Origin of the sequence: Comamonas antarctica, assembly GCF_013363755.1 — a bacterium.
GTDB lineage: Bacteria > Pseudomonadota > Gammaproteobacteria > Burkholderiales > Burkholderiaceae_C > Comamonas > Comamonas antarctica.
This window is the reverse complement of sequence record NZ_CP054840.1, coordinates 929765-952739: the sequence shown is the minus strand read 5'-3', so window position 1 is coordinate 952739 and position 22975 is coordinate 929765. Positions and strand designations below refer to the sequence as shown.

Genomic DNA, 22975 nt, shown 5'->3' with positions numbered 1-22975 from the left:
CTTTCGCGTAGGTCGGGACCTGTCCGTCCCCCTAGAATCGAGCCCATGCTGATCTACTGGATACTTTGGGCGGGTGCGCTGGCCGTGGTCATGGCCACCGCCACCTGGATGGAATACAACGCCATCGAACGCCGTATCAACGGGGCCAATGGCTTCGTCCTGTTGATGGCCGGCATTGCCTGCGCCGCGAGCCTGCCGCTGGGCGGGGCCATTGCGTGGTACGCCCTGGGTTTCGCGCCCGCACTGAAGGTGACGCTCGTGACCGCGGCAGGACTCGGCACGGTTTTCTGCCTGGCGCTTTATGGGCTCAGCGCGTACGCCGGGCGCCGGGGTTGAAGCAAGGCTGCGTGGAGGCGCAAGCGTTCAGGCCGACATGCCAGGCCGGCGCAGCAGATAGATATCCATGATCCAGCCATGCGCCTGGCGCGCCTCGGCGCGGCGCGCGCTGATCTCGGCGGCGACATCGGCCAGCCGGCCATGCAGCAATAGCTGCTGCGGCATGCCCAGGTAGGCGCCCCAGAAGATCTCCGCATCCGGCTCGCTGACCTGTTCATAGCTGCGCTGGCCATCGAGCATCACCACCAGCGTATCGACGCCCGCGGGCCAGCCCTGCTCGCGCAGCTGGCGGCCGGTGGTCACCAGGAACGGCGCGCCGATGTCGTTGAGCGCAATGCCATGTGCGCTGCACAGCACCTGGAGCGAGGTGATGCCGGGCACCACGCGCACCTGCTGCGGCGCCAGGCCCAGGCGCGCGGCAATGCGCAGCGTGCTGTCGTAGAGCGCCGGATCGCCCCAGACCAGCAGCGCCACGCGGCCGCTGCCGGACGGCAGATGCGTGGCCAGGCTGGCCTGCCAGCGCTGCGCAATCGCGTCGTGCCACTCATCGACCTGCCGGCCGTAATCGTCGCCCTGCTGGCGCCGCTGCGGCATGTCGAAATGCGCAATGCGCTCGTCGCCCACCGCCAGCTGCTCCAGCAGCGCCAGCCGCACCTGCGCCAGCTCGGCCTTGTCGCCCTCCTTGTGCGGCAGCAGCACCAGATCGGCGCCGCGGATCGCGTGCTCGGCTTCGCGCGTGAGGTGGTCGGGGTTGCCGGTGCCTATGCCAACCAGAAACAGTTCCAGCATCAGCCGCCTTCCTGCCCAGCGGGAAAGCGCGGCTCGTCGCCGCGCGGACGGTAGCGCCGGTCGTAGTCGTTGGCATAGAGCCGGCTCAGCCCGAAGTCCTGCTGGCTCAGCGTGCGCCCGACCAGGATCAAGGCGCTGCGCTGCAGCGCATTGGCCTGCGCGGCCGCGGCAATGCCGCCCACGCGCGTGCGCACCACCAGTTCATCGGGCCAGGAGGCGCGCCACACGATGGCCGCGGGGCAGTCGGCGCCGTAATGCGCGAGCAGCTCGGCTTGCACCTGCTCGGCCACATGCACGGACAGATGGATGGCCAGCACCGCGCCCGTGGCCGCGAACGCGGCCAGGGTCTCGCCGCTGGGCATGCTTGACGCCCGGCCCGAGGTGCGCGTGAGCACCACCGACTGGCACGAGCCGGGCAGCGTGAGTTCGGCTTCGAGCGCCGCCGCGGCCGCGCTGAACGCGGGCACGCCAGGCGTCACGCTGTAGGGAATGCCCAGTTCGCGCAGGCAGCGCAGCTGCTCGCCCATTGCCGACCAGATGCTCAGGTCGCCCGAATGCAGCCGCGCCACATCCTGGCCCTGCGCGTGCGCGGCGCGCATCTCGGCGACGATGTCTTCGAGCGACAGCGGCGCGGTGTTGACCAGATGCACGCCCGGCGGACAATGCGCGAGCAGCTCGGTGGGTACCAGCGAACCCGCATAGAGGCAGACCGGGCTCGCAGCCAGCAGATCGCGGCCGCGCACGGTGATGAGGTCGGCAGCGCCCGGGCCGGCGCCAATGAAGTGAACTGTCACGGAAGATCTCCTGTTTCCAAAGATTGCGCCCGCGTGGCGGCGACCGCCGCCGCGACGGCCAGCGTCGCCTGCCGGTCGGCGGAGACGATGCGCTGCAGCAGCAGGCTGGCTCGCGCGCCGCCTTGCGCGCGTGCCGCATGCAGGGCCAGCGCCTCGCAGACGCTGCCGGTGGCAAAGCGCGCCACCAGCCGGGGCGACGACGACGCCGTATCGATGCGTGCAATGGCGCTTTCGGGCCAGGCCTGGCATGGGGCCTGCGGCATCGCCGCGCGCGACCAGGCCTGGAAGGCTTCCCAGGCCGGGGTCTGCAGTCGCGACGCCAGCACGGCAAAGCGCCACTCGCCGGGCGCGAGCTGTGCACAGGCCTGTTCCCAGCAACTGGCAAACGATTGCGGCTGCGCAGCAGCGCGAAAGCCCCAGCCGGCAAAGAACGGCCCTGTGCCCACGGTCATGCCTGCCACACCCACTGCACCACGGGCCGCGCCGCGTGCCATGACTGCATGCGGCCCAGCGGCTGGGCTTCGCTCCACTGCAGCTGCAGCAGTTGCCCGCCCCGTTCACGGTGCAATTCCATCAGCAGTGCCTGCGTCTCGAGCGCCACGGCATTGACCACCAGGCGCCAGGGTGCCCGCAGGCGCATGCGCAGCGCATCGAACAGGCGGCGATCGAAGCCGCCGCCGACGAAAACCGCCTGCGGCGCGGGCGCCAGCGTCTCGAGCAGCGCCAGCGAATCGCCTTGCAGCACCTGCAGGTCGAGCGCATGGCGCGCGGCATTCTCGGCAATGTGGGCGGCGCGCGCCGCATGCTGCTCCACGCAGACCGCCGTGCCGCCTGCAAGACACCATTCGACGGCCACCGAACCCGAGCCTGCGCCCAGGTCCCACAAGCGTTCGCCGGTGCGCGGTGCGAGCGCGGCCAGCGTCATCGCACGCACCGGGCCCTTGGTGATCTGGCCGTCATGCACGAAGCTGTCGATGCCGCGGCCCGGCACCTGCACGAAGCCCGTGCCGCCACGCGCCTCGAAGGCGGCAGCCACGGGTGCCGGGGCGGGCGCGTCGATCAGGCCCGCGGCGAGTGCCTCGGCCGTACCCGCGCGCATCGCCTGGTCCTCGCTGCCGGCGTGCGACACCAGCCACATCGGGCTCACGCCCCAGCCCTGCTGCTGCAGCCAGGCGGCAATGTGCTGCGCCGCGGCGCCATCGCGCAGCAGGCAGATGAAGCGCTGGCCGTCGGCCAGCAGCGGCGTCAGCGTGTGGAAGCTGCGCGCATGCAGCCCGAGGCAATGGATTTGCTCCTGCGGCCAGCCCAGCGTGCCCGCAATCCACGAGAATGTCGACGGCTGCGGATGGTTGCGCCATTCGCCGGCCTGCAGATGCCGCGCCAGCGAGGAGCCCGCGCCAAAATGAAACGGATCGCCCGACACCAGCACCGCGACACGCGCCTGATGGCGCAGCGCCAGCACCGGCGCGACGCTGAACGGCACGGGCCACAATTGGCCGCGCGCGCCGACCTGCGCGAGTTCGAGGTGGCGCGGGCTGCCGAACACCACGCCGGCCTCCTGCAGATCGCGCCTGGCCGCCGCGCTCAGCGCGTCCAGGCCCGACGGATGGATGCCAATGATTGAAAGCCACGGATTGGCCATGACCCAGGTTCTCCTTTTAGGCGGCACGCTCGATGCCCATGTTCTCGCCAGCGCGCTGCACGCCGCAGCCGTGCCAGCGACCTACTCGTACGCGGGCGTGACGCAGACGCGGCGCGTCTCGCCGCTGCCCACGCGCGTCGGCGGCTTTGGCGGCGTCGCGGGCCTGATGCAATACCTGCGCGAGCAGCGCGTCACCCAGGTGATCGACGCCACCCATCCCTTTGCCGCGCAGATGAGCCGCAACGCGATCAGTGCCTGCGCCGCGCTGGACATCCCCCTGCTGGCCATGGAGCGCCCGGCCTGGCAGGCCCGGCCCGGCGACCAATGGCGGCATGTGGCCGACATGGCCGCAGCCGCCGAGGCGCTGACCCCAAACTGGCAGCGTGTGTTCCTGGCCATCGGCCGCAAGCAGCTCGCGGCATTTGCGCCGCAGGCTGCCCGGCACCACTTCGTGCTGCGCGTCATCGATCAGACCGGTGAGCCCCTGCCGCTGCCGGCGACGCGCTGCGAGCTGCTGATTGCGCGCGGCCCGTTTGCGCTGGCCGATGAACGCACGCTGCTGCAGCGCCACGCCATCGACTGCATCGTGAGCAAGAACGCCGGCGGTGCGGACACCTACGCCAAGATCGAGGCCGCGCGCGAACTGGGCATTCCGGTGCTCATGGTGGACCGTCCGCAGCTGCCCCCGCGCCGGCGCTGCGAAACGCCGCAGCAGGCCGTGGAGTGGCTCGCCAGCCAGCATTGAGGGCTCATGCATGGGGATAGCTGCGCGGCGTGTAGACATGCCGGCCCACCTGGCGCGTGAGCCGGTTGCCGACAATGACCAGGGTGCGCATGTCGGCCATGTCCGCCGTGGCCTCGGCCAGCGCCACGACCCGCAGCGTCTCGTCGGGGCGGCTCACATTGCGCGCCAGGCAGATCAATCGCGCGGGCTCGCATTCCTCCCTCAAGACCCGCAGCGCGCGCGCGAAGCCTTCGGGCCGCGATGTCGAACACGGGTTGTAGAACGCCATGGCGAAATCCGCCTGCGCCGCCAGCCGGATGCGGCGCTCGATCACGGCCGCGGGCTTGAGATTGTCGGACAGGTTGATGCAGCAGAAGTCATGGCCCAGCGGCGCGCCCAGGCGCGCGGCCGCGGCGAGCATGGCGGTGATGCCGGGCTGCACCTCGACGTCCACCGCGGCCCAGCGCTGCGCCTGCTCGGGCGTGGCCCCGTCGAGCGCCTCGAACACCGCGCTGGCCATCGCGAACACGCCCGGGTCGCCCGACGACAGCATCAGCACCTGGCGCCCCTGCGCGGCCAGCTCCAGCGCCTGGCGCGCGCGCGCCAGTTCCTCGCGGTTGTCGCTGGCATGCAGCTGCAGATGGCCCAGGCCCTGCAGCCGCTCGATGTACGGGAAATAGCCAAACGCATCGCTGGCCGCGGCAATCGTGGCGCGCACCTGGTCGGTCACGAGCGCATCGCTGCCCGGGCCCAGGCCGACCACCGACAGGCGGCCCGGCAGTGGAGTGGAGGCGTTCATGCGCTGCCCCTCACATGTCATTGGCCGGGCGGCGGCCCTGGCCGTGCACGATCACGATGGAAAAATACGGGCAGCGCTCGGGCGCGTCGCGCAAGGGCATGACCTGCTGGTCGGCCATGGTGCCGTTGATCACCAGCCAGCCCTGGTCGAGCTTGCCCTGCTGCGCCAGCAGCGCGCGGATGCGGCCCAGGTGCCGGCCCACCTTCATGATGACCAGCGCATCGGAGCGCGCCATGTGCTCGCGCAGCGGCGCATCGGGCAGCGTCGCGGGCAGCACGCTCAGCACATCGTCGCCCCAGGTGATGGGAATGCCCGTCGCATGCCAGCAGCCGACCATGCCGGGAATGCCGGCCAGCACCTCGACCGGCACCTGGCCCGCCTGGCGCAGGCGCACGTAGAGGTGCATGAACGAGCCGTAGAGAAACGGATCGCCCTCGCACAGCACGATCACGTCCTCGCTGCGCGTGAGCTCGGTCAGGCGCGCCTGCCAGTCGAGATAGAAATCCGACAGCTGCGCGATGTAGCGCGGGTCGTCGTGCGCAATCTCGGTCGTGAGCGGGTACTCCATCGGGTACTCGGTCACCTCGGCATGCAGCATGCCATTGACCAGCGAGCGCGCCTTGCCCGGGTGGCCGCGCTTGCGGAAATACGCCACATGGCGCGCGCTGCGCAGCAGGCGGTCGGCCTTCACGCTCATCAGTTCCGGATCGCCCGGGCCCAGCCCGACGCAGATGATCTTCCCGCGGTTCATTGGCGGCCCTTCATTCGACCGGCGTGGCCAGCGCGTTGACCGCGGCCACGGTGATGGCCGAGCCGCCCAGCCGGCCCTGCACGATGGCAAACGGAATCCTCCCCCAGGCACGCAGCGCGTCCTTGGACTCGGCCGCGCCGACGAAACCTACCGGGCAGCCGATGATGGCCGCGGGGCGCGGGCAGGCCGGATCCTCGAGCATGTTCAGCAGATGGAACAAGGCCGTGGGCGCGTTGCCGATGGCCACTACCGCGCCATCGAGATGCGCGCGCCACAGCTCCAGCGCCGCGGCGCTGCGCGTGTTGCCCATTTCCGCTGCGAGTGCCGGTACCCGCGCGTCGTTCAGGGTGCAGACGATGGCGTTGTCGGCCGGCAGGCGCTTGCGCGTGATGCCTTCGCTGACCATGCGCGCATCGCACAGGATGGGCGCGCCGCGCTGCAGCGCGGCTTCGGCGGCCTGGGCGAAGTCGGGCGAGAAATGGATGTGCGCGGCGAGCTCCACCATGCCCGCGGCATGGATCATGCGGCAGGCAACGCGCTCCTCGAGCGGCGTGAAACGCGCCAGATCGGCCTCGCGGCGGATGATGCTGAAGGATTGCCGGTAGATCTCGTCCCCGTGCTTTTCATAGGTATAGGTCATGTAGCCGTCTTGTTATCTGTGCTGGCGCCTCGGTTGCAGCCAGGGAGTGAATCGGGGTGCCGGGGGCATCGGCGCGGCAGATATGCAGCAGCGGCTGGCCCGTGGCGCCGCGGCTTGCCACCACCACCGCGGCGGCATCGGCCGACAGCGCACAGCACTTGGCGCAGCCGCTCACATGCAGATGCCGGTGCGGCGGCACTGCGCCGGCCAGCGCCAGCGCCAGCGTCTGCGCCGGCACATGGCCCTGGGCGCAGCGCGGCGCGCCGGTGCAGGCGGACACCCGCAGGCGCGCGTCGGCGGGTTCGATGATCCAGTGCACGGCGTCGAGCGCGGGCGGCGCTTCGCCTTCAAGCAGCAGCGAGCGCCAGGGCGTGACGCGGATCTCGGCAGCCGGCGACAACTGCGTTGCCAGTGCCAGCAAAGCCGCGGCATCGATGCGGCCCAGCGGCGCGCCGATCAGCGTGCCATGGCCTGGCAGCGGGCCGGGGCCAAGCGGCTCGGCCGGGCGGATGGACCATGGCTGCGCGGGCGGCAATGGCGGCGCGCGATGCGCGGGCAGGCCGCGCAGGCGCGTGGGCGCGGGCGCCAAGCCCGCCCGTTCACGCGCAAACCAGAGCGCGATCCCCATCGCGGCGTCCACGGCCGCATCGGCAGACGCAAAACCATGCCAATGCGCCGCATCGGCCAGCGCCAGTCCATAGCCACCGTCGGCCACCCACAGCTGCAGGTCCGCACCGATGGCGCGCATGCGCCGCGCCGGGTCATCGACCAGCAGGCCGAACTTGCTGGGCAGCGCCGCCAGGCGCTGGCGCGCCAGCGCCTGCGGGTTCAGGCAGGCGAGGACCGCTGCGGACAACTGCCGCGCCAAGGCGTGGGTCGCATCGCCCGCCTGGTACAGCGGCGTGCAATGCACCGCAGGCGCGAGATCCGCATCGGCATCGGCCGGCACCAGTGCGGCCTCGATCAGATGCCGGCGCAAGGCATGCACCTGCGCCTCGTCCACGCCGCGCAGCTGCACATTGCCCAGCCGCGTCAGTTCGATTGCGGGATGGGCATGCGCCAGCGCCAGCTGCGCCAGCACGCGCCACTGCGCCGCGCTGATCGCCGCGCAATGCGGGCGCACGCGCAATATCCAGCCGTCCTGCGCGCGCATCGGCTGCCATGCGGTCGGGCACCAGCCCTGCACCTGGATCGGATCAGCCATGGGAGCGTGCCCGCGATGGCTGCGCCAAGCCATGCGGCAGCCCGCCGCGGGTGCGGCTTTCCCCTGCCCTCGCGGACAGATAGCGCGTTGCTTGCTGCATGCCAATCCATGGTCAGTCCGGCCGATTCCCGGGCCGGATGAATGCGTCGTGCAGAGGGGTGGGACAGGCCGGGCGGCTGCGGGCGCAGCCATCCACCAGGCCGCTGCACTCCCGCTGCGCCTTGTTCACACCAGGCCGGTCTCCGGACTCGCAGAGCTCGCCATTCCAGGGGCGAAGCCCGGATACGCCTTCCCGCTTGCGCAGTGGCCGCCGCTTCCGTGTGGAAGGGCTTGCATCCGGACTCTCTGATTACCGTTGCGGGTGCAGTGCAGGACTGGTGGCGGAGCCACGCACCTGCTTCCCGTTTCATTCCAGGCGCGAAGCGCCAGGGAACACCTGTGATCGGGGCGGATTTTACGCCATGGCGCCAGCGCGCCATGCCTGCGGCGCGAGGCGCCCTGCAGGCTACGCCTGCAAGCGCAACTGGCGCACCCTGCGGGCGCGGCGCTTGCGCACCCAGATCACCAGCCCGGTCACACTCAAAGCGGCGACGAAGACGCCCATGAACGACATCAGTACCCGCCCCGGCGTGCCCAGTATCCGGCCCGAGTGCAGCGGCAGCTGGAGCTGCATGAAGACATCGCCCATGGAGCCCTGGCCCGGCACCTTGTCGCCGACCACGGCACCGGTGTCGCCGTCGAGGTAAAGGACCTCGTTGCCGATGCCGTCGTCATCCCGGTCGTTTTGCGGCGTGAAGAACGCCACGCCGTAGATGCCGAAGCGCTGTGCATAGAAAATGGACCCAGCCGGAGCGCTCCAGCCGCGGCGCCGGCCCTCGGCCTCGGCCAGCGCAATGGCCTGGCTTCGGTCCAGCCGCGGATCGGCCAGCTCCCGCGCGCGGCTGCCCTCGCGCAACTGGAATGGCGAGGGAGCAAGCGGCGAAAGCGCCGACACCAGGGGCCGCATCACCTGGGTTGCCAGGTTCAGCGACACCGAGGTCACGGCCAGCATCAGCAGCAGGCCCCATACCCACGCGCCGCCCGAACGGTGGATGTCGAAATTGAGCTTGGCGCCGCCCTGGCGCAGCCTGAAGCTCAGCGACTTGCGCCAGCTGCGCGCGCTGGGAAACGCAATCCACAGCGCCACAAAGCAGTCGACGATCCACACCGCCGAGACCACGCCCATCAGCCACACGCCGAAGTCGATGCCCCAGCCCTTGGGAATGTGCATGGTGTAGTGCAGCTTGTAGAGAAAGGGCAGCAGGTTTTCGCGCGAAAGGGAGATATCTCCCCACTGCCGGCGCCCCTGCACCTCGCCGGTGGCCGGGTCGATTGCCAGCTGGTTGAAGCCGAGCGCGTAGGGCGCGCCGGTGGCCGGGTCGATGCGCGCGGCAACGCCCAGCATCGCCGTATGGCCTGTCTCCAGCGCCAGCGGCACGAAACTGACCCGCAGCCGCGGATCGGCCGCCTCGGCGCGGCGCGCCAGTTCCAAGGGCGCCAGCGCGCCCTGCGCCGCACCGGAGTCGGCCTTGAAGAGCCGGGGATTGGCCCATTCGTCAAGCTCGTGGTTCCAGGCGATCACCGCGCCGGTCAAGCCGGCAACGATCAGGAATCCAGCGATGAACAGGCCGCACCAGCGGTGCAGCACGACCAGTGCGCCACGCATGCCGCCGCGCCTCAGAACCGGTAGCGCGCCGACAGCATCACATTGCGCGGCTCGCCATAGACGTTGCTGGGAAAGCCCACGGTGCCGGACAAGGCGTTGTAGTACTTCCTGTCGAACAGGTTGTTGACGTTGAGGCGCACGTCGAGCTGCGGCGTGGCCTGCCAGCCCAGCACCAGGTCGGCCAGGGCGTAGGCGCCCTGCGTGATGTCGAAGGGAACGCCGCTGCCGGTGCCCTGGTTGTAGATGAAGTCCTGGCGGTACACCGAGCCGCCGATGCGCCAGCGCTGCCAGTCGCCGGACAGGCGGTACATGGTCGACAGCTTGAACAGGTGGCGCGGCGTGTCGGTGTCGAACAGCGCGCCCACATTGCTGGCGGTCGCATCCTGGCGGAAGCGCGCGATGGCCACCGTGTAGCCCGCGCCCACCTGCCAGTTCGGTGTGATGGCGCCCTGCAGCTCGAACTCCACGCCTTGGCTGCGCACCTCGCCGGCGGCGGTATAGCAGGTCACGGTGGGATAGTTCGCGCACTGGGTCTGGTCGGTGCTGCGGAAGGCACGGTTCTTCTGGTCCATGCGGAACACGGCGGCCGAGGCATTGAGCGTGCCGTCGAAGTACTCGCCCTTGAGACCGACTTCCCAGTTGTGCCCCTCCACCGGATCGAGCAGCCGGTCGTTCGCATCGCGGTAGTTCTGCGGCTTGAAGATATCGGTATAGCTGGCGTAGACGGCGTGCTGGTCGTTCAGGTCGTAGACCAGTCCGGCGTACTTCGTCAGGTGGTTGTTGACGCTGTAGCGGTTGTGCGCGCTCACGGACGGCGTGTTGGCGTTGAAGTTCGGGTAGGTGTTGACGGTGTCGTTGTAGTCGTACCAGTCCAGCCGCCCGCCGAGGATCAGCTTGAGCCGGTCGGCCACATTCAGCCGCGTCGTGGCGTACAGGCTTTGCTGGGTGATCTTCGCGTCCACCCAGTCGCGCAGCGGGATGCTGGGGTCCGCCACGGCGGCGGGATTGAAGTCGTACAGGTTGAGCTTGCTGCTCAGCACCAGGCCCTGGCGGCTGTTGCCGTCGAAATCGACGTTGCGGTAGCTCGCGCCCAGCACCAGCTCGTGCTTGCGGCCCAGCAGCTCGAACGGGCCATTGGCATACAGGTTGACGCTGCTTTGCTTTTCCTGGTGGGCATTGCGCGCGCCCAGCTGGCTGTAGTTGCCGGTGGCGTAGCCGTAGTTGAGGTAGTGGCCCTCCATGTCGACGTCGGCCTGCGCGTAATAGGCCGAGAGGTGCATGCGCCAGCCGTTGTCCAGCCGGTGGTCCAGCCCGACGAAGGCGGAGTCGGTGGTCTTGTTCCAATACTCCCAGTCATAGGCGTAGGACGTGGACCGGGGCAGTCCCAGGTCGCTGCCGTCGCGGGCCACGGGCAGCCCGGTGAAGCCGTTGCCGTGCAGCCGGCTCTCCTGGTGCAGCGCACTCAGCGTGAGCGTGGTGGCAGGCGCCAGATCCTTCTCCACGATCCCGTAGAACGTCTGGCCGCTGCTGCTTTCGCCGCGCTTGTAGCTGCCGTAGTCCTGGGTGGCAAGCACCGCACGGCCGCGCAGGCTGCCGTCTTCCGACAGCGGACTGGAGACATCGAGTTCCGCGCGGTAACGGTCCCAGCTGCCGGCGCTCATGCCCGCGGACACCTGCCGCTCCTTGGTCGGGCGCTTGCGCACCAGGTTGATGGCGGCCGACGGATTGCCCGCGCCCTGCGCCAGGCCGGTGGCGCCGCGCACGATCTCCACGCGGTCGTAGATGGCCATGTCGGTGGCCAGCAGGTCCTGCGACAGGTTGGAGCTGTCCAGGCTCACGGGCAGGCCGTCATACATGATGTTGTCCACGTACATCCCGCGCGCGAAGAAGGAGGCGCGCTCCGGGCCGAAACGCCGGAAGGTGAGGCCGGGCGCGGTCTGCACCACGTCGTTCACGCTGGCCAGGCCCTGGTCCTCGATGCGCTCGCGGGTGATGACGGTGACGGCCTGGGGCGTATCGCGCAGGGACAGGTCGAGCCGCGTCGCCGTGCTCATGCTGCCGGTGGTGTACGAATGCGTGCCTTCGGTGGTCGCGCTGGCAGCCGTCGCGCCGGTCACCGTGACCAGGGGCAGCGTGGCTGCCGGGGTTGTGGCGGCCGGGGCCGCGGGGCGGCTGTCGGCGCGCAGCACGAAGGCGCCGTTGTCCAATTGCACCGCCCTAAGGCCGGTTCCGGTGAGCAACACGCCGAAGGCGCCAGCCACCGGGTGACGGCCGTCCACGCCGGCCGTGCGCTTGTCGTCGATCTGCTCTGCCGTGAAGGTCAGCATGATGTTGGCCGTGCTGGCCAGCTGGCGCAATGCCGGGGCCAGGGGCCCGGCGGGAATGTGGAACTCGGCGACGGCGGTGCCGGGTGCCTGCGCAGCGCCCTGCGCCCTTGCGGAAGTCGGCGCACCGGCGGTGAAGCCCAGGGCCAGTGCCAGGACGGCGAGCGCGACGGGAGATGGATGCGCACGGCGCACGCATTGCAAATTCGACATGTTGTTCCTCTGGATGGGGGCTGCGGAAACTGCGCTCCCTCATGAGGTAGGTGCCGCGAGAATGCGCATCGGGCAGCCGATGCGCAAAAAATACTTCAGCGGCCTTTGTCCGCAGGCAACACCGTCGCCCAGTAACGGGTGCGCCACTGCACGCGCACCGGCAGCACGCTGGGCAGCGTGGCCAGGATGCGGTCGGTGTCCGCCAGGGGAAACACGCCCGACAGGCGCAGGCCTGCGATCTGCGGATCGGCGCGCAGCAGGCCCGGCCGGTAGCGCGCAAGCTCGGCCAGGAAGTCGCCGAGGCGCTGCTCATCCGCCAGCAACTGGCCCCGGGTCCAGGCGTGCGCCTGCTCATCGGCTGGCCCTGGAGGCTCGACCGCCTCGCGCGTGAACCGCGTCTGCTCGCCGGCCTGCAGCACGCGCGGGCTGCCGAAGGCGCCCCTGGCGGAGATCTCCACCGCGCTTTCCAGCACCGCGACATCGGTGTGTCCGGAGTGCTGGCGCACGGTGAAGCGCGTGCCCAGCGGGCGTATGCTGCCTTCGGCGGTTTCGACCCACAGCGGTCTGGGATCAGCGGCCTGGCCGGGCCCATGGCGCGTCGCCACCATGATCTCGCCCGCCACCAGCAGGATGCGGCGCTCGGCGGCGTTGAATCGCAGATTCACGGCACTGCCGGTATTGAGCATCAGCTGGGTGCCGTCCGCCAATGCAAAGCTGCGCTGCTCACCGGTGGCGCTGCGGCAATCTGCCATGCTGGCTTGCCAGGGCGCGGTGCGTGAAGCCACAAGCCCGGTGCCGGCTGCCAGTCCGCCCCACAGCAGCGCCCGTTTGGCGCGCCGGCGCGCCGCAGACGGGGGCCCGCCGCTGGCGCCATGGGACGACAGCGCCGTGTAGGCCGGCCCGGGAGCCAGCGCCTTCATGCGGCCCGTGACGGACTCGATGTGCTGCCAGGCCGCTTCGTGGTCGGCATGCGCCTGGCGCCACTGGCGCCACTGACTGTGCTGCGCCTCGCCGGCCTCGCCGGACATCAGCAGCGTGAGCCAGTCCGCGGCCGCATCGGCCGTGCCCCGGCTGATCACCCGCCCGCCGGGCAGGATCAATGTGTCGCTGCGCATCGCCATGGCGTCAGAAAGCCAGGGCGAACAGGCATTCGCGGTGGGCCCGGGCCAGGTATTGCTTGACCGAACTGGCCGAGACGCCCAGCCGCGTGGCGATCTGGGCATAGCTCAGCTCCGCCAGGTGCGCCAACAGGAAGGCTTCGCGCACCTTGCCAGGCAGCCCATCGAGCACGCGGTCGATCTCCTGCAGGCTCTGGACCGCGATGAGCCGCGTCTCGGGCGATGGGACAAGCTCCTCGGGCAGGCAGGCCAGTGCTTGCAGATAGGCCGTTTCCAGCAGTTGCCGGCGGTGGCGGTGCGCGAGCAGCCGGTTGGCGACCGTCGCCAGGAAAGGCCGCGGCTCGCGGATCTGCGCGGCCGCGGTCTTGCCATCCAGCAGGCTGAGAAACGTGTCCTGCGCCAGATCGGCGGCCGCAAACGTGTCGCCGATGCGCCGGCGCAGCCAGCCCTGAAGCCATGTGTTGTGCGCGACATAGAGCCCGGACAGGTCATCGGCAAGAGGGAGATCCGGGGCAGGCATCGGTACGAAATCGCAGCATCAAATGAGAATGAATCGCATTCTAATGGATTCAGGCACAAATCCGCAACCCACGCCCTCACCCCGCCCCGCTCACCCCTAGGCGGGCCCCCTGAGCCTGTCGAAGGGTGTCCCCTCATCAAAGGCTGTCGCCCCTGCGCCTGTCGACATGCAAATGCCCGCCATGCCTTAGTTCAGGAAGCGCTCCGCCAGCTGGCTCCAGAACGCCGCACCGTAAGGCAGATTGGCGTCGTTGAAGTCGTACTTCGGGTTGTGCAGGCCACGCCCGCCTTCGGCCGGGCCGTTGCCGATGCGCACCAGCGCGCCGGGACAACGCTGCAGCATGTAGGCAAAGTCCTCGCTGCCCATCAGCGGCGGGAAATCGTGGTCGACCGCATCGGCGCCCACCAGGTCGGTGGCCACCTCGGCCGCCAGCTGCACGGCTTCGGCGTCGTTCACGACCACCGGGTAGCCCTCGACATAGTCGATTTCCGCGCGGCAGCCATGGCCTTGGGCCACGCCCTCGATCAGCGCGCAGATGCGCTGCTTGAGCAGCGCGCGCATCGCAGGCGAGAAGGAACGCACGCTGATGCCGATCTCGGCATGGTCTGGAATCACATTCAGCGCATCGCCGGCACGCAGCCGGCCCACGGTCACCACCGCCGGTTCGGACGGATCGGCATTGCGCGCAACCACGGTCTGCAGCGCCGTGACGATGGCCGCGGCAGCGACCAGCGGGTCCACGGCCAGGTGCGGCCGCGCCGCATGGCCGCCCACGCCGATGATCTGCACGAACACCCGGTCGCCCGCGGCCATGAACGCGCCGCTGCGCAGCATGAAGCGGCCTTGCGGCACGCCCGGGTGGTTGTGCATCGCATAGACCGCGTCGCAGGGAAAGCGCTCGAACAGGCCGTCCTCGACCATGGCCTTGCCGCCGCTGTCGAAGCCGCGCTCCTCGGCCGGCTGGAAGATCAGGTGCAGCGTGCCTTTGATGCGCCGGTGCCGCGCCAGGTACCGGGCCGCGCCCAGCAGCATGGTCATGTGGCCGTCATGGCCGCAGGCATGCATGCGCCCGGGCACGCAGCTCGCGTGTTCGGCGCCGGTGGCCTCCTGGATGGGCAGCGCATCCATGTCGGCGCGGATGCCCAGGCGCCGAACGCCCTCGCCCACGCGCAGCGTGCCGACCAGGCCCGTGCCGCCGATGCCGCGCGTGACTTCATAGCCCCACTCCTGCAGCTTGCCGGCAATGAAGTCCGAGGTGCCGTGCTCGGCAAATGCCAGTTCGGGGTGCTGGTGCAGGTGGCGGCGGATGGCGACGAGCTCCTGCTCGTACGGCAGCAGCTGGTCGATGCGCGTATAGGCGGCCGGGCGTGCAAGGGTGTCTGTCATTCGAGGACGATGTGGTTGGCCTTGGCGATGCGTTGGTAGAACCTGATGCGCTCGGCGATTTCCGCGCGGTAGGCCTGCGGCGTCACCTCCTCCGGCACCATCATGCCCTTCTCCACCCAGGTGGCGCGCGTGGCCGGATCCTGCAGCACCTTGCGCGTGGCCTGGTACAGGCGCTCGATGATGGGCGTGGGCGTGCCCGCGGGCGCGGCCAGGCCGGTCCACGAAGTCAGGTTCAGGTCGGGCAGGTTCAGTTCGGCGAAGGTCGGCACGTCAGGCAGCTGCGAGACGCGCTGCGGCGCGGCCACGGCCAGCGCGCGCAGCTTGCCGTTGCGGATGTTGCCCAGGTTCGACGACAGGTTGTTCCAGGTCAGCTGCACCTGGCCCGCGATCAGGTCGGTCACCGCCACGCCCGCGCCGCGGTATGGAATGTGCGTCATCGGCAGCTTGGCCTGGGTCTTCATCAGCTCCATGCTCAGATGCGAGACCGAGCCGGTGCCGGCGCTCGCATAGTTCAGCTTGCCCGGGTTGGCCTGGGCATATTTGACGAGTTCGGCGAACGAGCGCACCGGCAGATCGGCGTTGACCAGCAGCACGTTGGCCAGGCGGTCGATCAGCGTGATCGGCGCGAAGTCCTTGACGGCGTCGTACGGCAGGTTGGGGTTCACGGCGGGATTCACCACATGCGTGCTTTGCGAGGTGACGATCAGCGTGTAGCCATCGGGCCGCGCCTTGGCGACGTAGACCGAGCCCATCGCCCCGCCGGCGCCGCCCTTGTTGTCGACCACGACCGGCACACCGAGCTCGCGGCTCAGGCGGTCGGCCATCAGCCGGCCCGAATTGTCGACCGAGCCGCCGGGCGTGAACGGCACGACCAGCGTGATCGGCTTGGCGGGGTATGCGGCCTGGGCATTCGCCGCCGCCAGCGGCGCCAGGGTCCCGGCCGCGGCCAGGCTTACGAATTCGCGTCTGTTGAAGTGCATGTTGGCCTCGATGAAATTGACGCGATATTACGAACGCGCCCAGGCGCCGGCAAACGACACTTTCGTCGCGGGTGATGACATGATGTAATCGCCCCACCATGAAGATCCACTCTCCGTCGCTGGTTGAATTGCATGCGTTTCTCGCCGTCTGCCGCCATGGGGGCTTTCGCCGCGCGGCCGAGGAACTGTGCGTGACCCAGGCCGCCGTGAGCCGCGCCGTGCAGCGCCTCGAGGAGCATCTCGCGGGCGGGCGGCTGTTCGAGCGTCTGCCCTCGGGCGTCGCGCTCACGCCGCGCGGCGTGCAGCTGCGCAAGCTGACCGAGCGCCATGTGCTCGCGCTCGAGGCCGCGGCCGAAACCCTGGGCCGCGAGGCGCAGCCGCAGCGCGTGCGGCTGAGCGTGATTCCCACGCTGGGCATCCAGTGGCTGATGCCACGCCTGCCGGCCTTCAACGAGCGCCATCCCGAGATCAATGTCGAACTGCGCCAGTTCAAGCACGACGAGGATTTCACGCGCGACGATGTCGATCTGTGGATCGAGGTCAAGAGGCCGCGCCGGCGCTGGCCCGACCATATCCAGACGCGCTACCTGCTGGGCGAGGAACTGGTGCCGGTATGCACGCCGCGCCTGAGCCGCGGCTTTCGCCGGCCCGCCGACCTGCAGGCCGCGACGCTGCTGCACCACACCAATTTCCCCGACAACTGGCAGCGCTGGTTCGCCAAGGCCGGCGCGCCCTGCACGCCGCGCCTGGCCGCAGGGTTCGATCTGACGATGCACCTGATCGTCGCCGCCAAGGCCGGCATGGGCGTGGCCGTGGTGCCCGGCTGCCTGGTCGAGCGCGAACTGCTGCTGGGCGAACTGGTGATGCCCTTCGATATCGACGTGTCGTGCGGCCGCGGCTACTTCATCTGCAGCAAGCGCGACACGCCGGACTTTGCGGCCAGGGACCGGTTTGCGCAGTGGCTCGCCAACCAGGCCGGCGGCGACCGCGGCTAACCACCCGCGGCTGGCCGCCCGCAGCTGGCCGCCCGCAGCTAGCCGCGGTCGCGGCTCAGCAGCGAGGCGCGGAACGACAGCACATGTGCCTTGACGCATTGCTCGGCCGCGTCGGCGTTGCCGGCGGCCAGCGCGTCGAGGATCTGCACATGCTCGTCCTGCACTTCGAATACATGGCCATGCGACGACAGCGAGATCGCCCAGAAACGCTGCGACTTGCCATGCAGCACGCGCAGAACGTCCATCAGCACCGGATTGCGCGAGGCACTCGCAATCAGCTCGTGGAAGGTGCGGTCGAGCCGCATCATCTCAGCTACCTTGCGCTGCGCCACGGCCGCGTCGAACGCCGCCGCCACGCCGCGCAGCTGCGCCAACTCCTCGGCCGTGATGTGCTGGGCGGCAAGCCGCGCGCACAGGGTTTCATTGGCCAGGCGCACATCGATCATGTGCAGCGCGTCATCGATGGACAGCGGCGAAACCACCACGCCCTTGCGTGGAATGATCTGCACCAGGCCCTCGTTGCTCAGCCGGTGCAGCGCATGGTTGATGGGGGTGCGGCCCATCGCCAGGTCTTCCATCAGGCTGGCGATGTTGAGGTACTCGCCCGGCTTGTAGGCCAGCGTCGTCAGCAAGCCATGCAGCAGCACATAGGCCTGCTCGTTCTGCGAGATTCCCGCCTGCTCCTGGCTCGCGGCATGGCGCGGCTTCACAACAGTCTCCACAACTTTTTTCTTTCTATTTCATCGGCAACGGCAGCTGCCTTGGCACGGTTTTCGCATCATGGTAGCCACAAGCTTGTGAAATTTCACTTTATTTTCAATAAGCAAGGGAAATCCCTGGGGTATCGCCCTCGCTTGGCGCATTAAAGTTTCACTGAAATTTCACTATTTCTCCAGATTGGTGCAACAACGCACCAAATCGGGTTCTCACCGCCTGACCTGCAAGGATTTCATCATGCATCGTGCACTTTCCCTCGTGGCCCTGTCTGCTGCAGCTTTCGTCTCCAGCGCCCAAGCCCAGCAATTGCCCGCAACCCAGCTCAAGGTGGTCGGTGGCCTCAGCAACCTGAGCCTGTACAACGAGTTCGAGAAGCCGTTCTGGACCAAGACCATTCCCGCGGCCTCGGGCGGCAAGGTCACGGCCGATATCAAGGGCTTCAACGACATGGGCCTCAAGGGCCCGGAACTGATCCGCCTGATGAGCTCGGGGGTGATTGAATTCGGCACCTCGACGCTGGCCTACTTCGCCGCCGACAACCCGATCAACGAGGCCATCGACCTGGCCGGCCTGGCGCCCGACGTCAAGACCGCGCGCGCCGTGACCGAGGCTTTCCAGCCGGCCTACGAGAAGTTCTACGCCGGCTCCAACATCAAGGTGCTGGGCATGTCCACCTATCCGGCCCAGGTGCTGTTCTGCAACGCCGAGATCAAGGACCTTACCTCGATCAAGGGCAAGAAGGTGCGCACATCCAGCCGCACCCAGGCCGAGCTGATCGAGGCGCTGGGCGGCGCGAGCGTGACCATGGCATTCGGCGAAGTGGTGCCGGCGCTGCAGAACAAGGTGGTCGACTGCGCCATCACCGGCTCGCTGTCGGGCTACTCGGCCAAGTGGTACGAAGTCTCCACCCACCTGTATGCGCTGCCGATCAACTGGAACCAGCAGATCCACGCCGTCAACAAGAAGGCCTGGGACAAGCTCAACCCCGGCGTGCAGCAGCTGATCACCACCGAGTTCAAGACCCTGGTCAATGACATCTGGGTCGCGGCCGGCAAGCAGACCCAGGAAGGCTACGACTGCAACACCGGCGCCGCCGCCTGCACCCAGCCGGTCAAGGGCAAGATGGTGCTGGTCAAGCCCACCGAGGCCGACCACGCGCTGCTCAAGAAGCTGCTGAACGAATCGGTGCTGCCCAAATGGGCCGCGCGCTGCAACGCGCAATGCGTCAACGACTTCAACGCCACCGTGGGCAAGGTCGTCGGCCTGACGGCAAAGAAGTAAAAGCGGCCACCGGCGGCCGCGCGGCCGCCCGCCATTGAAAAGGAAGAGTCATGCACTCCGTCCCCCCCAAGACCTGGGCGCCGCTGCGCTACGCCAACGTGCTGTCGCAGTACGCGGTGTGGGCCGCCGGCGCGCTGGTCATCGCGAGCGTCCTGCTCATCAGTTTCGACGTCATTGCGCGCAAGTTCTGGGGCTTTACCTCCGGCGGCGCCGACGAGTTGTCGAGCTTTGCGTTTGCCATCAGCACCAGCTGGGCGCTGGCCTTCGCCACGCTGCAGCGCGCCAACGTGCGCGTCGACGTGCTCTACCAGCTGCTGCCGGTCAAGGTCGCGGCACTGCTCGACTGGCTGTCGGTCGTGGCCCTGGGGGTGTTCATGGTCGTCCTGACCTGGTATGCCAAGGACGTGGTGTCCGCCTCGTGGCTGCAGAACTCCACCGCCAACTCGACCATGGCCACGCCGCTGTGGATTCCGCAGGGCCTGTGGTTCCTAGGCCTGCTGTGGATGTGCGTGGTGATGACGCTGATGCTCGCGCGCTCCTCCTACCTGCTGGTCACCGGCGACCTCGCAGCGCTGCAGGAACTGTGCGGCGTGCGCTCGGCGCAGGAAGAAGCCGAAGAGGAAGCCGCCAATGGCGAGCGCTTGATCCAATCCGAAAGACAGAAGGCCGCCGCATGATTGCCACCGCATTGACCCTTCTGATGGTGCTGATCGGGCTGAGCATTCCCGTCGGCGCCGCGCTCGGCGTGCTGGGACTGACGCTGGACCCGATGTTCTCCATGCTGCCGCTGTCGCGCGCGCTCGGCGAGATCTCCTGGAGCGCGAACAACGAATTCCTGCTGGTCGCGATCCCGCTGTTCATCCTGCTCGGCGAGATCCTGCTGCGCGCCGGCCTGGCCGAGCGCATGTACCAGTCGATGAGCCTGTGGCTGTCCTGGCTGCCCGGCGGCCTGATGCACGCCAACATCGGTGCCTCGACGCTTTTCTCCGCCACCTCTGGCTCGAGCGTGGCGACGTCCGCGACGGTGGGCACGGTGGCCATTCCGCAGATCAAGAAGCATGGCTACAACGAGCCGCTGTTCCTCGGCAGCCTGGCCGCCGGCGGCACGCTGGGCATCCTGATCCCGCCCTCGATCAACCTGGTGCTGTACGGCGTGCTGACCAATTCGTCGGTGCCCAAGCTGTACCTCGCCGGCATCATCCCGGGCTTCCTGCTGGCGCTGCTGTTCATTCTGACCATCGTCATCGCCTGCGTGATCAAACCGCAATGGGGCGGCAAGAATATCCATGCGTCCTGGAACGAGCGCCTGCGCAGCCTAGTCAACCTGCTGCCGCCGCTGGGCATCTTCTTCCTGGTCGTGGGCTCGATCTATGCCGGCCTGGCCACGCCCACCGAGGCCGCGGCCCTGGGCGTGTCCGGCGCGCTGGTGCTGGCCGCGTGCTACCGCCGCCTGACCTGGGGCATGCTGCGCGAGGCCGTCGAGGGCACCATGCGCTCCACCGCGATGATCATGCTGATCGTGATTGCGGCCAGCTTCCTGAACTTCGTGATGTCGGCCACCGGCCTGACGAACGCCATCACCGACTTCATCGGCGGGCTGGGCCTGTCGCCCGCGATGATGCTGCTGGTGCTGGTGGCCTTCTACCTGGTGCTGGGCTGCTTCATGGAGACGCTGTCCATGATGATCACCACGATTCCCATCGTCGCGCCGGTGATGATCGGCCTGGGCTTCGACCCGATCTGGCTGGGCATCATGATCATCATCCTGGTGGAAGCCGCGCTGATCACCCCGCCCGTGGGCATGAACCTGTTCGTGGTGCAGAGCCTGCGCAAGTCCGGCTCGATGAACGCCGTGATCATCGGCGCCCTGCCCTTTGTCGCCGCCATGGCGCTGATGCTGCTGCTGCTGGCGCTGTTCCCGGGCATCGCCCTGTGGATGCCCAACACCTTCGGCTGACCGAAACCTCACACGCATTGGAAACCACATGAAAGCCATCTTCAATATCGAATCCCAGGGCCAGACGCGCAGCGTGGAAGTCCCGCTGCAGCAGCTGATCGTCGCCGGCTGGGCCGGCCGCGACCTGGCCGCGATCGAGCACCACATCGAGGAACTCGCCGAGCTGGGCGTGCCGCGGCCGTCGAGCGTGCCGCTCTACTACCGCATCGGCCAGAACCAGTTCACGCAGGAAGCCGTGGTGCAGGTCGTCGGCCCGCACTCGTCGGGCGAGATCGAGGCCCTGGTGTTCCAGGCCGAGGGCCAGCTGTGCATCAGCATCGCCTCGGACCATACCGACCGCAAGCTCGAGGCGCACAGCGTGGCGCTGTCCAAGCAGGTCTGCGCCAAGCCCGCGGCGCGCGATGCCTGGCTGTATGCCGATGTGGCAAACCACATCGACGAACTGGTGCTGCGCTCGTGGATCGTCGAGGACGGGGAGCGCAAGCCCTACCAGGACGGCCCCATGGCCACGCTGCGCACCCCCGAGGACCTGATCGCCGGCTACCTGGCCTCGACCGGCGCCGCCACGTTTGCCGAGGGCAGCGTCATGACCTGCGGCACCGTGGGCGCCATCGGCGGCATCCGCCCGTCGAACGTATTCGAGATGGAGCTGCACGACCCGGTGCTGCAGCGTTCGCTGCGCCACCGCTACGAAGTGCAAGTGCTGCCCGAAGTGGCCTGATGGAGCCGCCGTCCATGAACCTGCACATCTCCTGCACAGACCGTACCCGCGAGGCGCTGCGCCGCATTGCCGATGCAGGCGCGGAAGGCGCGCGCATCTTCACCCGCGTCTACGCCGATTCGGCACTGACCGCGGCCGCGGCCGCCGATGCGCGCACGGCGGCCGGCATCACGCTGGGCCCGCTCGACGGGCGCATCGTCTCCATCAAGGACCTGCTCGACGTGGCCGGCGAGACCACCACCGCCGGCTCCAAGGTACTGCGCGACGCGCCCCCGGCCGCGCAGGACGCGGTGGTCGTGCAGCGCCTGCGCGCCGCGGGCGCGGTCATCATCGGCAAGACCAACATGACCGAGTTCGCGTTCTCGGGCATCGGCATCAATCCGCACTACGGCACGCCCGGCAACGCGCGCGATGCCTCGCGCATTCCCGGCGGCTCGTCGTCGGGCGCGGGCGTGGCGCTGGCGCGCGGCATGTGCGAGCTCGCCATCGGCTCGGACACCGGCGGCTCGATCCGCATTCCCTCGGCTTTCAACGGGCTGACCGGCTTCAAGCCGACCCAGGCGCGCGTGAGCCGCGAAGGCGCTTTCCCGCTGTCGTTCTCGCTCGATACGCTGGGCCCGCTGGCCGACGACGTGGCCGACTGCGCGCGTGCCGATGCGGTGCTGTCGGGCCAGCCCTGGCAGCCGCTCGGGCAGCGCCGCGTGGCCGGGCTGCGCGTGGGCGTGCCGCGCGGGCTGCTGTTCACGCAAGCCGACGCGCAGGTGCTCGCGGCATTCGAGGCCGCGCTGTCGGACCTCAAGGCAGCGCAGGCGCGCGTCGACGACCTGGCGCTCGACGAGCTGCTGGGCGCGCCGTTCCGGCTGCAGGAAAAGGGCACGCTGATCGCCGCCGAGGCCGCGCATGTGCACGCCGCGCTGCTCGCCGCGGGCAAGGACGATGAACTCGACGCGCTGGTGCTGTCGCGCCTGCGCCGCGGTGAGACGATTGCCGCGCCGCATTACGTGGGCGTGCAGCAGGCGCGTGCGGCGCTGCTGCCGCGGCTCGATGCGGCACTGGCCGACTACGACATCCTGGCCCTGCCCACGGTGCCGGTGATCGCGCCGACGATCGCCAGCCTGGACGACGAGGAGTTGTTCCACCGCACCAACATGCTGGTGCTGCGCAACCCCTCGGTGTTCAACTTCTATGACCTGCCCGCAGTGTCGCTGCCGCTGCCGCGCGCGCCTGGCGAGATGCCGGTCGGCCTGATGCTGGTCGGTCAGCGCAACGCCGACCGGGCGCTGCTGGCCGTGGCCGCGGCGCTCGAGCAGTTCCTGCAGCGCTGAGCACGGGCGCCCGCCCCCGACCCAAGGCACCCCGCGCGGGTGCCTTTTTCATGG

23 protein-coding genes and 1 riboswitch are annotated in these 22975 nt (G+C 68.9%); of the genes, 8 read left to right on the top strand and 15 right to left on the bottom strand.

Going from position 1 to position 22975, the window contains the following annotated elements:
- Positions 1–45 precede the first annotated feature (45 nt).
- A complete protein-coding gene (locus tag HUK68_RS04445; RefSeq protein ID WP_175503111.1) occupies positions 46–336 on the top strand; it encodes a hypothetical protein in 291 nt (96 codons plus the stop codon).
- A gap of 27 nt (positions 337–363) precedes the next feature.
- Here the strand turns inward: HUK68_RS04445 and cobF are convergent, their stop codons facing one another.
- From cobF to cbiE, 4 genes are read right to left on the bottom strand one after another with little or no spacing between them, the layout of a single operon-like run.
- The gene (gene cobF / locus HUK68_RS04440) at positions 364–1125 is read right to left on the bottom strand and encodes a precorrin-6A synthase (deacetylating) (RefSeq protein ID WP_175503110.1); all 762 of its coding nucleotides are present in this window, start codon (positions 1123–1125) and stop codon (positions 364–366) included.
- Positions 1125–1919 (bottom strand): precorrin-4 C(11)-methyltransferase, encoded by a 795-nt coding sequence (gene cobM, locus HUK68_RS04435; RefSeq protein ID WP_175503109.1) that lies wholly within the window; start codon positions 1917–1919, stop codon positions 1125–1127. The genes cobF and cobM overlap by 1 nt, the downstream gene beginning before the upstream one ends.
- Positions 1916–2371 carry a cobalamin biosynthesis protein gene (locus HUK68_RS04430; protein ID WP_175503108.1) on the bottom strand — a complete coding sequence of 152 codons (456 nt, stop codon included), beginning with the start codon at positions 2369–2371 and terminating at the stop codon, positions 1916–1918. The genes cobM and HUK68_RS04430 overlap by 4 nt, the downstream gene beginning before the upstream one ends.
- A complete protein-coding gene (cbiE, locus tag HUK68_RS04425) occupies positions 2368–3561 on the bottom strand; it encodes a precorrin-6y C5,15-methyltransferase (decarboxylating) subunit CbiE (protein WP_175503107.1) in 1194 nt (397 codons plus the stop codon). The genes HUK68_RS04430 and cbiE overlap by 4 nt, the downstream gene beginning before the upstream one ends.
- Here cbiE and HUK68_RS04420 point away from each other — a divergent pair.
- Positions 3560–4306: a cobalt-precorrin-6A reductase gene (locus tag HUK68_RS04420; protein WP_175503106.1), complete on the top strand. Its 747-nt coding sequence runs from the start codon at positions 3560–3562 to the stop codon at positions 4304–4306. The two genes, cbiE and HUK68_RS04420, sit on opposite strands and share 2 nt — an antisense overlap.
- A gap of 4 nt (positions 4307–4310) precedes the next feature.
- Here HUK68_RS04420 and cobJ read toward each other — a convergent pair whose 3' ends face one another.
- The 10 genes from cobJ to HUK68_RS04370 form a co-directional block, all read right to left on the bottom strand.
- Positions 4311–5084: a precorrin-3B C(17)-methyltransferase gene (gene cobJ, locus HUK68_RS04415; RefSeq protein WP_244146250.1), complete on the bottom strand. Its 774-nt coding sequence runs from the start codon at positions 5082–5084 to the stop codon at positions 4311–4313.
- Positions 5085–5094: 10 nt separating this feature from the next.
- A complete protein-coding gene (gene cobI / locus HUK68_RS04410; RefSeq protein ID WP_175503105.1) occupies positions 5095–5835 on the bottom strand; it encodes a precorrin-2 C(20)-methyltransferase in 741 nt (246 codons plus the stop codon).
- 10 nt (positions 5836–5845) lie between these two features.
- On the bottom strand, positions 5846–6475 hold the full coding sequence (locus HUK68_RS04405) for a precorrin-8X methylmutase (RefSeq protein WP_175503104.1): 630 nt from the start codon (positions 6473–6475) through the stop codon (positions 5846–5848).
- Complete coding sequence (locus tag HUK68_RS04400) at positions 6459–7679, bottom strand: ferredoxin-like domain-containing protein (protein WP_175503103.1); 1221 nt, start codon at positions 7677–7679, stop codon at positions 6459–6461. Before HUK68_RS04400 ends, HUK68_RS04405 begins: the two co-directional genes overlap by 17 nt.
- A gap of 216 nt (positions 7680–7895) precedes the next feature.
- Positions 7896–8136: riboswitch (cobalamin riboswitch) on the bottom strand.
- A 48-nt stretch (positions 8137–8184) separates the two neighbouring features.
- Positions 8185–9384 (bottom strand): PepSY-associated TM helix domain-containing protein, encoded by a 1200-nt coding sequence (locus HUK68_RS04395; protein WP_175503102.1) that lies wholly within the window; start codon positions 9382–9384, stop codon positions 8185–8187.
- 11 nt (positions 9385–9395) lie between these two features.
- A complete protein-coding gene (locus HUK68_RS04390) occupies positions 9396–11921 on the bottom strand; it encodes a TonB-dependent siderophore receptor (RefSeq protein WP_175503101.1) in 2526 nt (841 codons plus the stop codon).
- A gap of 95 nt (positions 11922–12016) precedes the next feature.
- Entirely contained in the window at positions 12017–13042 is a 1026-nt protein-coding gene (locus tag HUK68_RS04385) for a FecR domain-containing protein (RefSeq protein WP_175503100.1), read from the bottom strand.
- Between the two features lie 4 nt (positions 13043–13046).
- The gene (locus tag HUK68_RS04380; protein ID WP_175503099.1) at positions 13047–13559 is read right to left on the bottom strand and encodes a sigma-70 family RNA polymerase sigma factor; all 513 of its coding nucleotides are present in this window, start codon (positions 13557–13559) and stop codon (positions 13047–13049) included.
- A gap of 186 nt (positions 13560–13745) precedes the next feature.
- Positions 13746–14945, bottom strand: coding sequence for a M20 aminoacylase family protein (locus tag HUK68_RS04375; protein WP_175503098.1), 1200 nt, complete (start codon positions 14943–14945; stop codon positions 13746–13748).
- On the bottom strand, positions 14942–15925 hold the full coding sequence (locus HUK68_RS04370) for a Bug family tripartite tricarboxylate transporter substrate binding protein (RefSeq protein WP_175503097.1): 984 nt from the start codon (positions 15923–15925) through the stop codon (positions 14942–14944). Before HUK68_RS04370 ends, HUK68_RS04375 begins: the two co-directional genes overlap by 4 nt.
- Positions 15926–16023: 98 nt before the next feature.
- On the opposite strand from HUK68_RS04370, the gene HUK68_RS04365 reads away from it, so the two are divergent.
- On the top strand, positions 16024–16920 hold the full coding sequence (locus HUK68_RS04365) for a LysR substrate-binding domain-containing protein (protein ID WP_175503096.1): 897 nt from the start codon (positions 16024–16026) through the stop codon (positions 16918–16920).
- Between the two features lie 38 nt (positions 16921–16958).
- Here HUK68_RS04365 and HUK68_RS04360 read toward each other — a convergent pair whose 3' ends face one another.
- Positions 16959–17642, bottom strand: a complete 684-nt coding sequence (locus HUK68_RS04360; protein ID WP_175503095.1) for a GntR family transcriptional regulator — start codon at positions 17640–17642, stop codon at positions 16959–16961.
- Positions 17643–17874: 232 nt separating this feature from the next.
- On the opposite strand from HUK68_RS04360, the gene HUK68_RS04355 reads away from it, so the two are divergent.
- Genes HUK68_RS04355 through HUK68_RS04335 form a run of 5 tightly spaced genes read left to right on the top strand, consistent with a single transcriptional unit; the run spans position 17875 to position 22921 of the window.
- Positions 17875–18918: a TRAP transporter substrate-binding protein gene (locus HUK68_RS04355; RefSeq protein ID WP_175503094.1), complete on the top strand. Its 1044-nt coding sequence runs from the start codon at positions 17875–17877 to the stop codon at positions 18916–18918.
- Between the two features lie 50 nt (positions 18919–18968).
- The gene (locus HUK68_RS04350; protein ID WP_175503093.1) at positions 18969–19595 is read left to right on the top strand and encodes a TRAP transporter small permease subunit; all 627 of its coding nucleotides are present in this window, start codon (positions 18969–18971) and stop codon (positions 19593–19595) included.
- A complete protein-coding gene (locus tag HUK68_RS04345) occupies positions 19592–20875 on the top strand; it encodes a TRAP transporter large permease (RefSeq protein WP_175503092.1) in 1284 nt (427 codons plus the stop codon). Before HUK68_RS04350 ends, HUK68_RS04345 begins: the two co-directional genes overlap by 4 nt.
- A 28-nt stretch (positions 20876–20903) precedes the next feature.
- Positions 20904–21596 (top strand): DUF2848 domain-containing protein, encoded by a 693-nt coding sequence (locus HUK68_RS04340; RefSeq protein ID WP_175503091.1) that lies wholly within the window; start codon positions 20904–20906, stop codon positions 21594–21596.
- Between the two features lie 14 nt (positions 21597–21610).
- Positions 21611–22921 carry an amidase gene (locus HUK68_RS04335; RefSeq protein WP_175503090.1) on the top strand — a complete coding sequence of 437 codons (1311 nt, stop codon included), beginning with the start codon at positions 21611–21613 and terminating at the stop codon, positions 22919–22921.
- Positions 22922–22975: the final 54 nt, after the last annotated feature.

Bases quoted from the DNA above. Each gene is read 5' to 3' on its own strand.
- HUK68_RS04445 (WP_175503111.1), top strand. From the start codon at position 46: ATGCTGATCTACTGGATACTTTGGGCGGGTGCGCTGGCCGTGGTCATG.
- cobF (WP_175503110.1), bottom strand. From the start codon at position 1,125: ATGCTGGAACTGTTTCTGGTTGGCATAGGCACCGGCAACCCCGACCAC.
- HUK68_RS04430 (WP_175503108.1), bottom strand. From the start codon at position 2,371: ATGACCGTGGGCACAGGGCCGTTCTTTGCCGGCTGGGGCTTTCGCGCT.
- HUK68_RS04420 (WP_175503106.1), top strand. From the start codon at position 3,560: ATGACCCAGGTTCTCCTTTTAGGCGGCACGCTCGATGCCCATGTTCTC.
- cbiE (WP_175503107.1), bottom strand. From the start codon at position 3,561: ATGGCCAATCCGTGGCTTTCAATCATTGGCATCCATCCGTCGGGCCTG.
- cobJ (WP_244146250.1), bottom strand. From the start codon at position 5,084: ATGAACGCCTCCACTCCACTGCCGGGCCGCCTGTCGGTGGTCGGCCTG.
- cobI (WP_175503105.1), bottom strand. From the start codon at position 5,835: ATGAACCGCGGGAAGATCATCTGCGTCGGGCTGGGCCCGGGCGATCCG.
- HUK68_RS04405 (WP_175503104.1), bottom strand. From the start codon at position 6,475: ATGACCTATACCTATGAAAAGCACGGGGACGAGATCTACCGGCAATCC.
- HUK68_RS04400 (WP_175503103.1), bottom strand. From the start codon at position 7,679: ATGGCTGATCCGATCCAGGTGCAGGGCTGGTGCCCGACCGCATGGCAG.
- HUK68_RS04395 (WP_175503102.1), bottom strand. From the start codon at position 9,384: ATGCGTGGCGCACTGGTCGTGCTGCACCGCTGGTGCGGCCTGTTCATC.
- HUK68_RS04390 (WP_175503101.1), bottom strand. From the start codon at position 11,921: ATGTCGAATTTGCAATGCGTGCGCCGTGCGCATCCATCTCCCGTCGCG.
- HUK68_RS04385 (WP_175503100.1), bottom strand. From the start codon at position 13,042: ATGGCGATGCGCAGCGACACATTGATCCTGCCCGGCGGGCGGGTGATC.
- HUK68_RS04380 (WP_175503099.1), bottom strand. From the start codon at position 13,559: ATGCCTGCCCCGGATCTCCCTCTTGCCGATGACCTGTCCGGGCTCTAT.
- HUK68_RS04375 (WP_175503098.1), bottom strand. From the start codon at position 14,945: ATGACAGACACCCTTGCACGCCCGGCCGCCTATACGCGCATCGACCAG.
- HUK68_RS04370 (WP_175503097.1), bottom strand. From the start codon at position 15,925: ATGCACTTCAACAGACGCGAATTCGTAAGCCTGGCCGCGGCCGGGACC.
- HUK68_RS04365 (WP_175503096.1), top strand. From the start codon at position 16,024: ATGAAGATCCACTCTCCGTCGCTGGTTGAATTGCATGCGTTTCTCGCC.
- HUK68_RS04355 (WP_175503094.1), top strand. From the start codon at position 17,875: ATGCATCGTGCACTTTCCCTCGTGGCCCTGTCTGCTGCAGCTTTCGTC.
- HUK68_RS04350 (WP_175503093.1), top strand. From the start codon at position 18,969: ATGCACTCCGTCCCCCCCAAGACCTGGGCGCCGCTGCGCTACGCCAAC.
- HUK68_RS04345 (WP_175503092.1), top strand. From the start codon at position 19,592: ATGATTGCCACCGCATTGACCCTTCTGATGGTGCTGATCGGGCTGAGC.
- HUK68_RS04340 (WP_175503091.1), top strand. From the start codon at position 20,904: ATGAAAGCCATCTTCAATATCGAATCCCAGGGCCAGACGCGCAGCGTG.
- HUK68_RS04335 (WP_175503090.1), top strand. From the start codon at position 21,611: ATGAACCTGCACATCTCCTGCACAGACCGTACCCGCGAGGCGCTGCGC.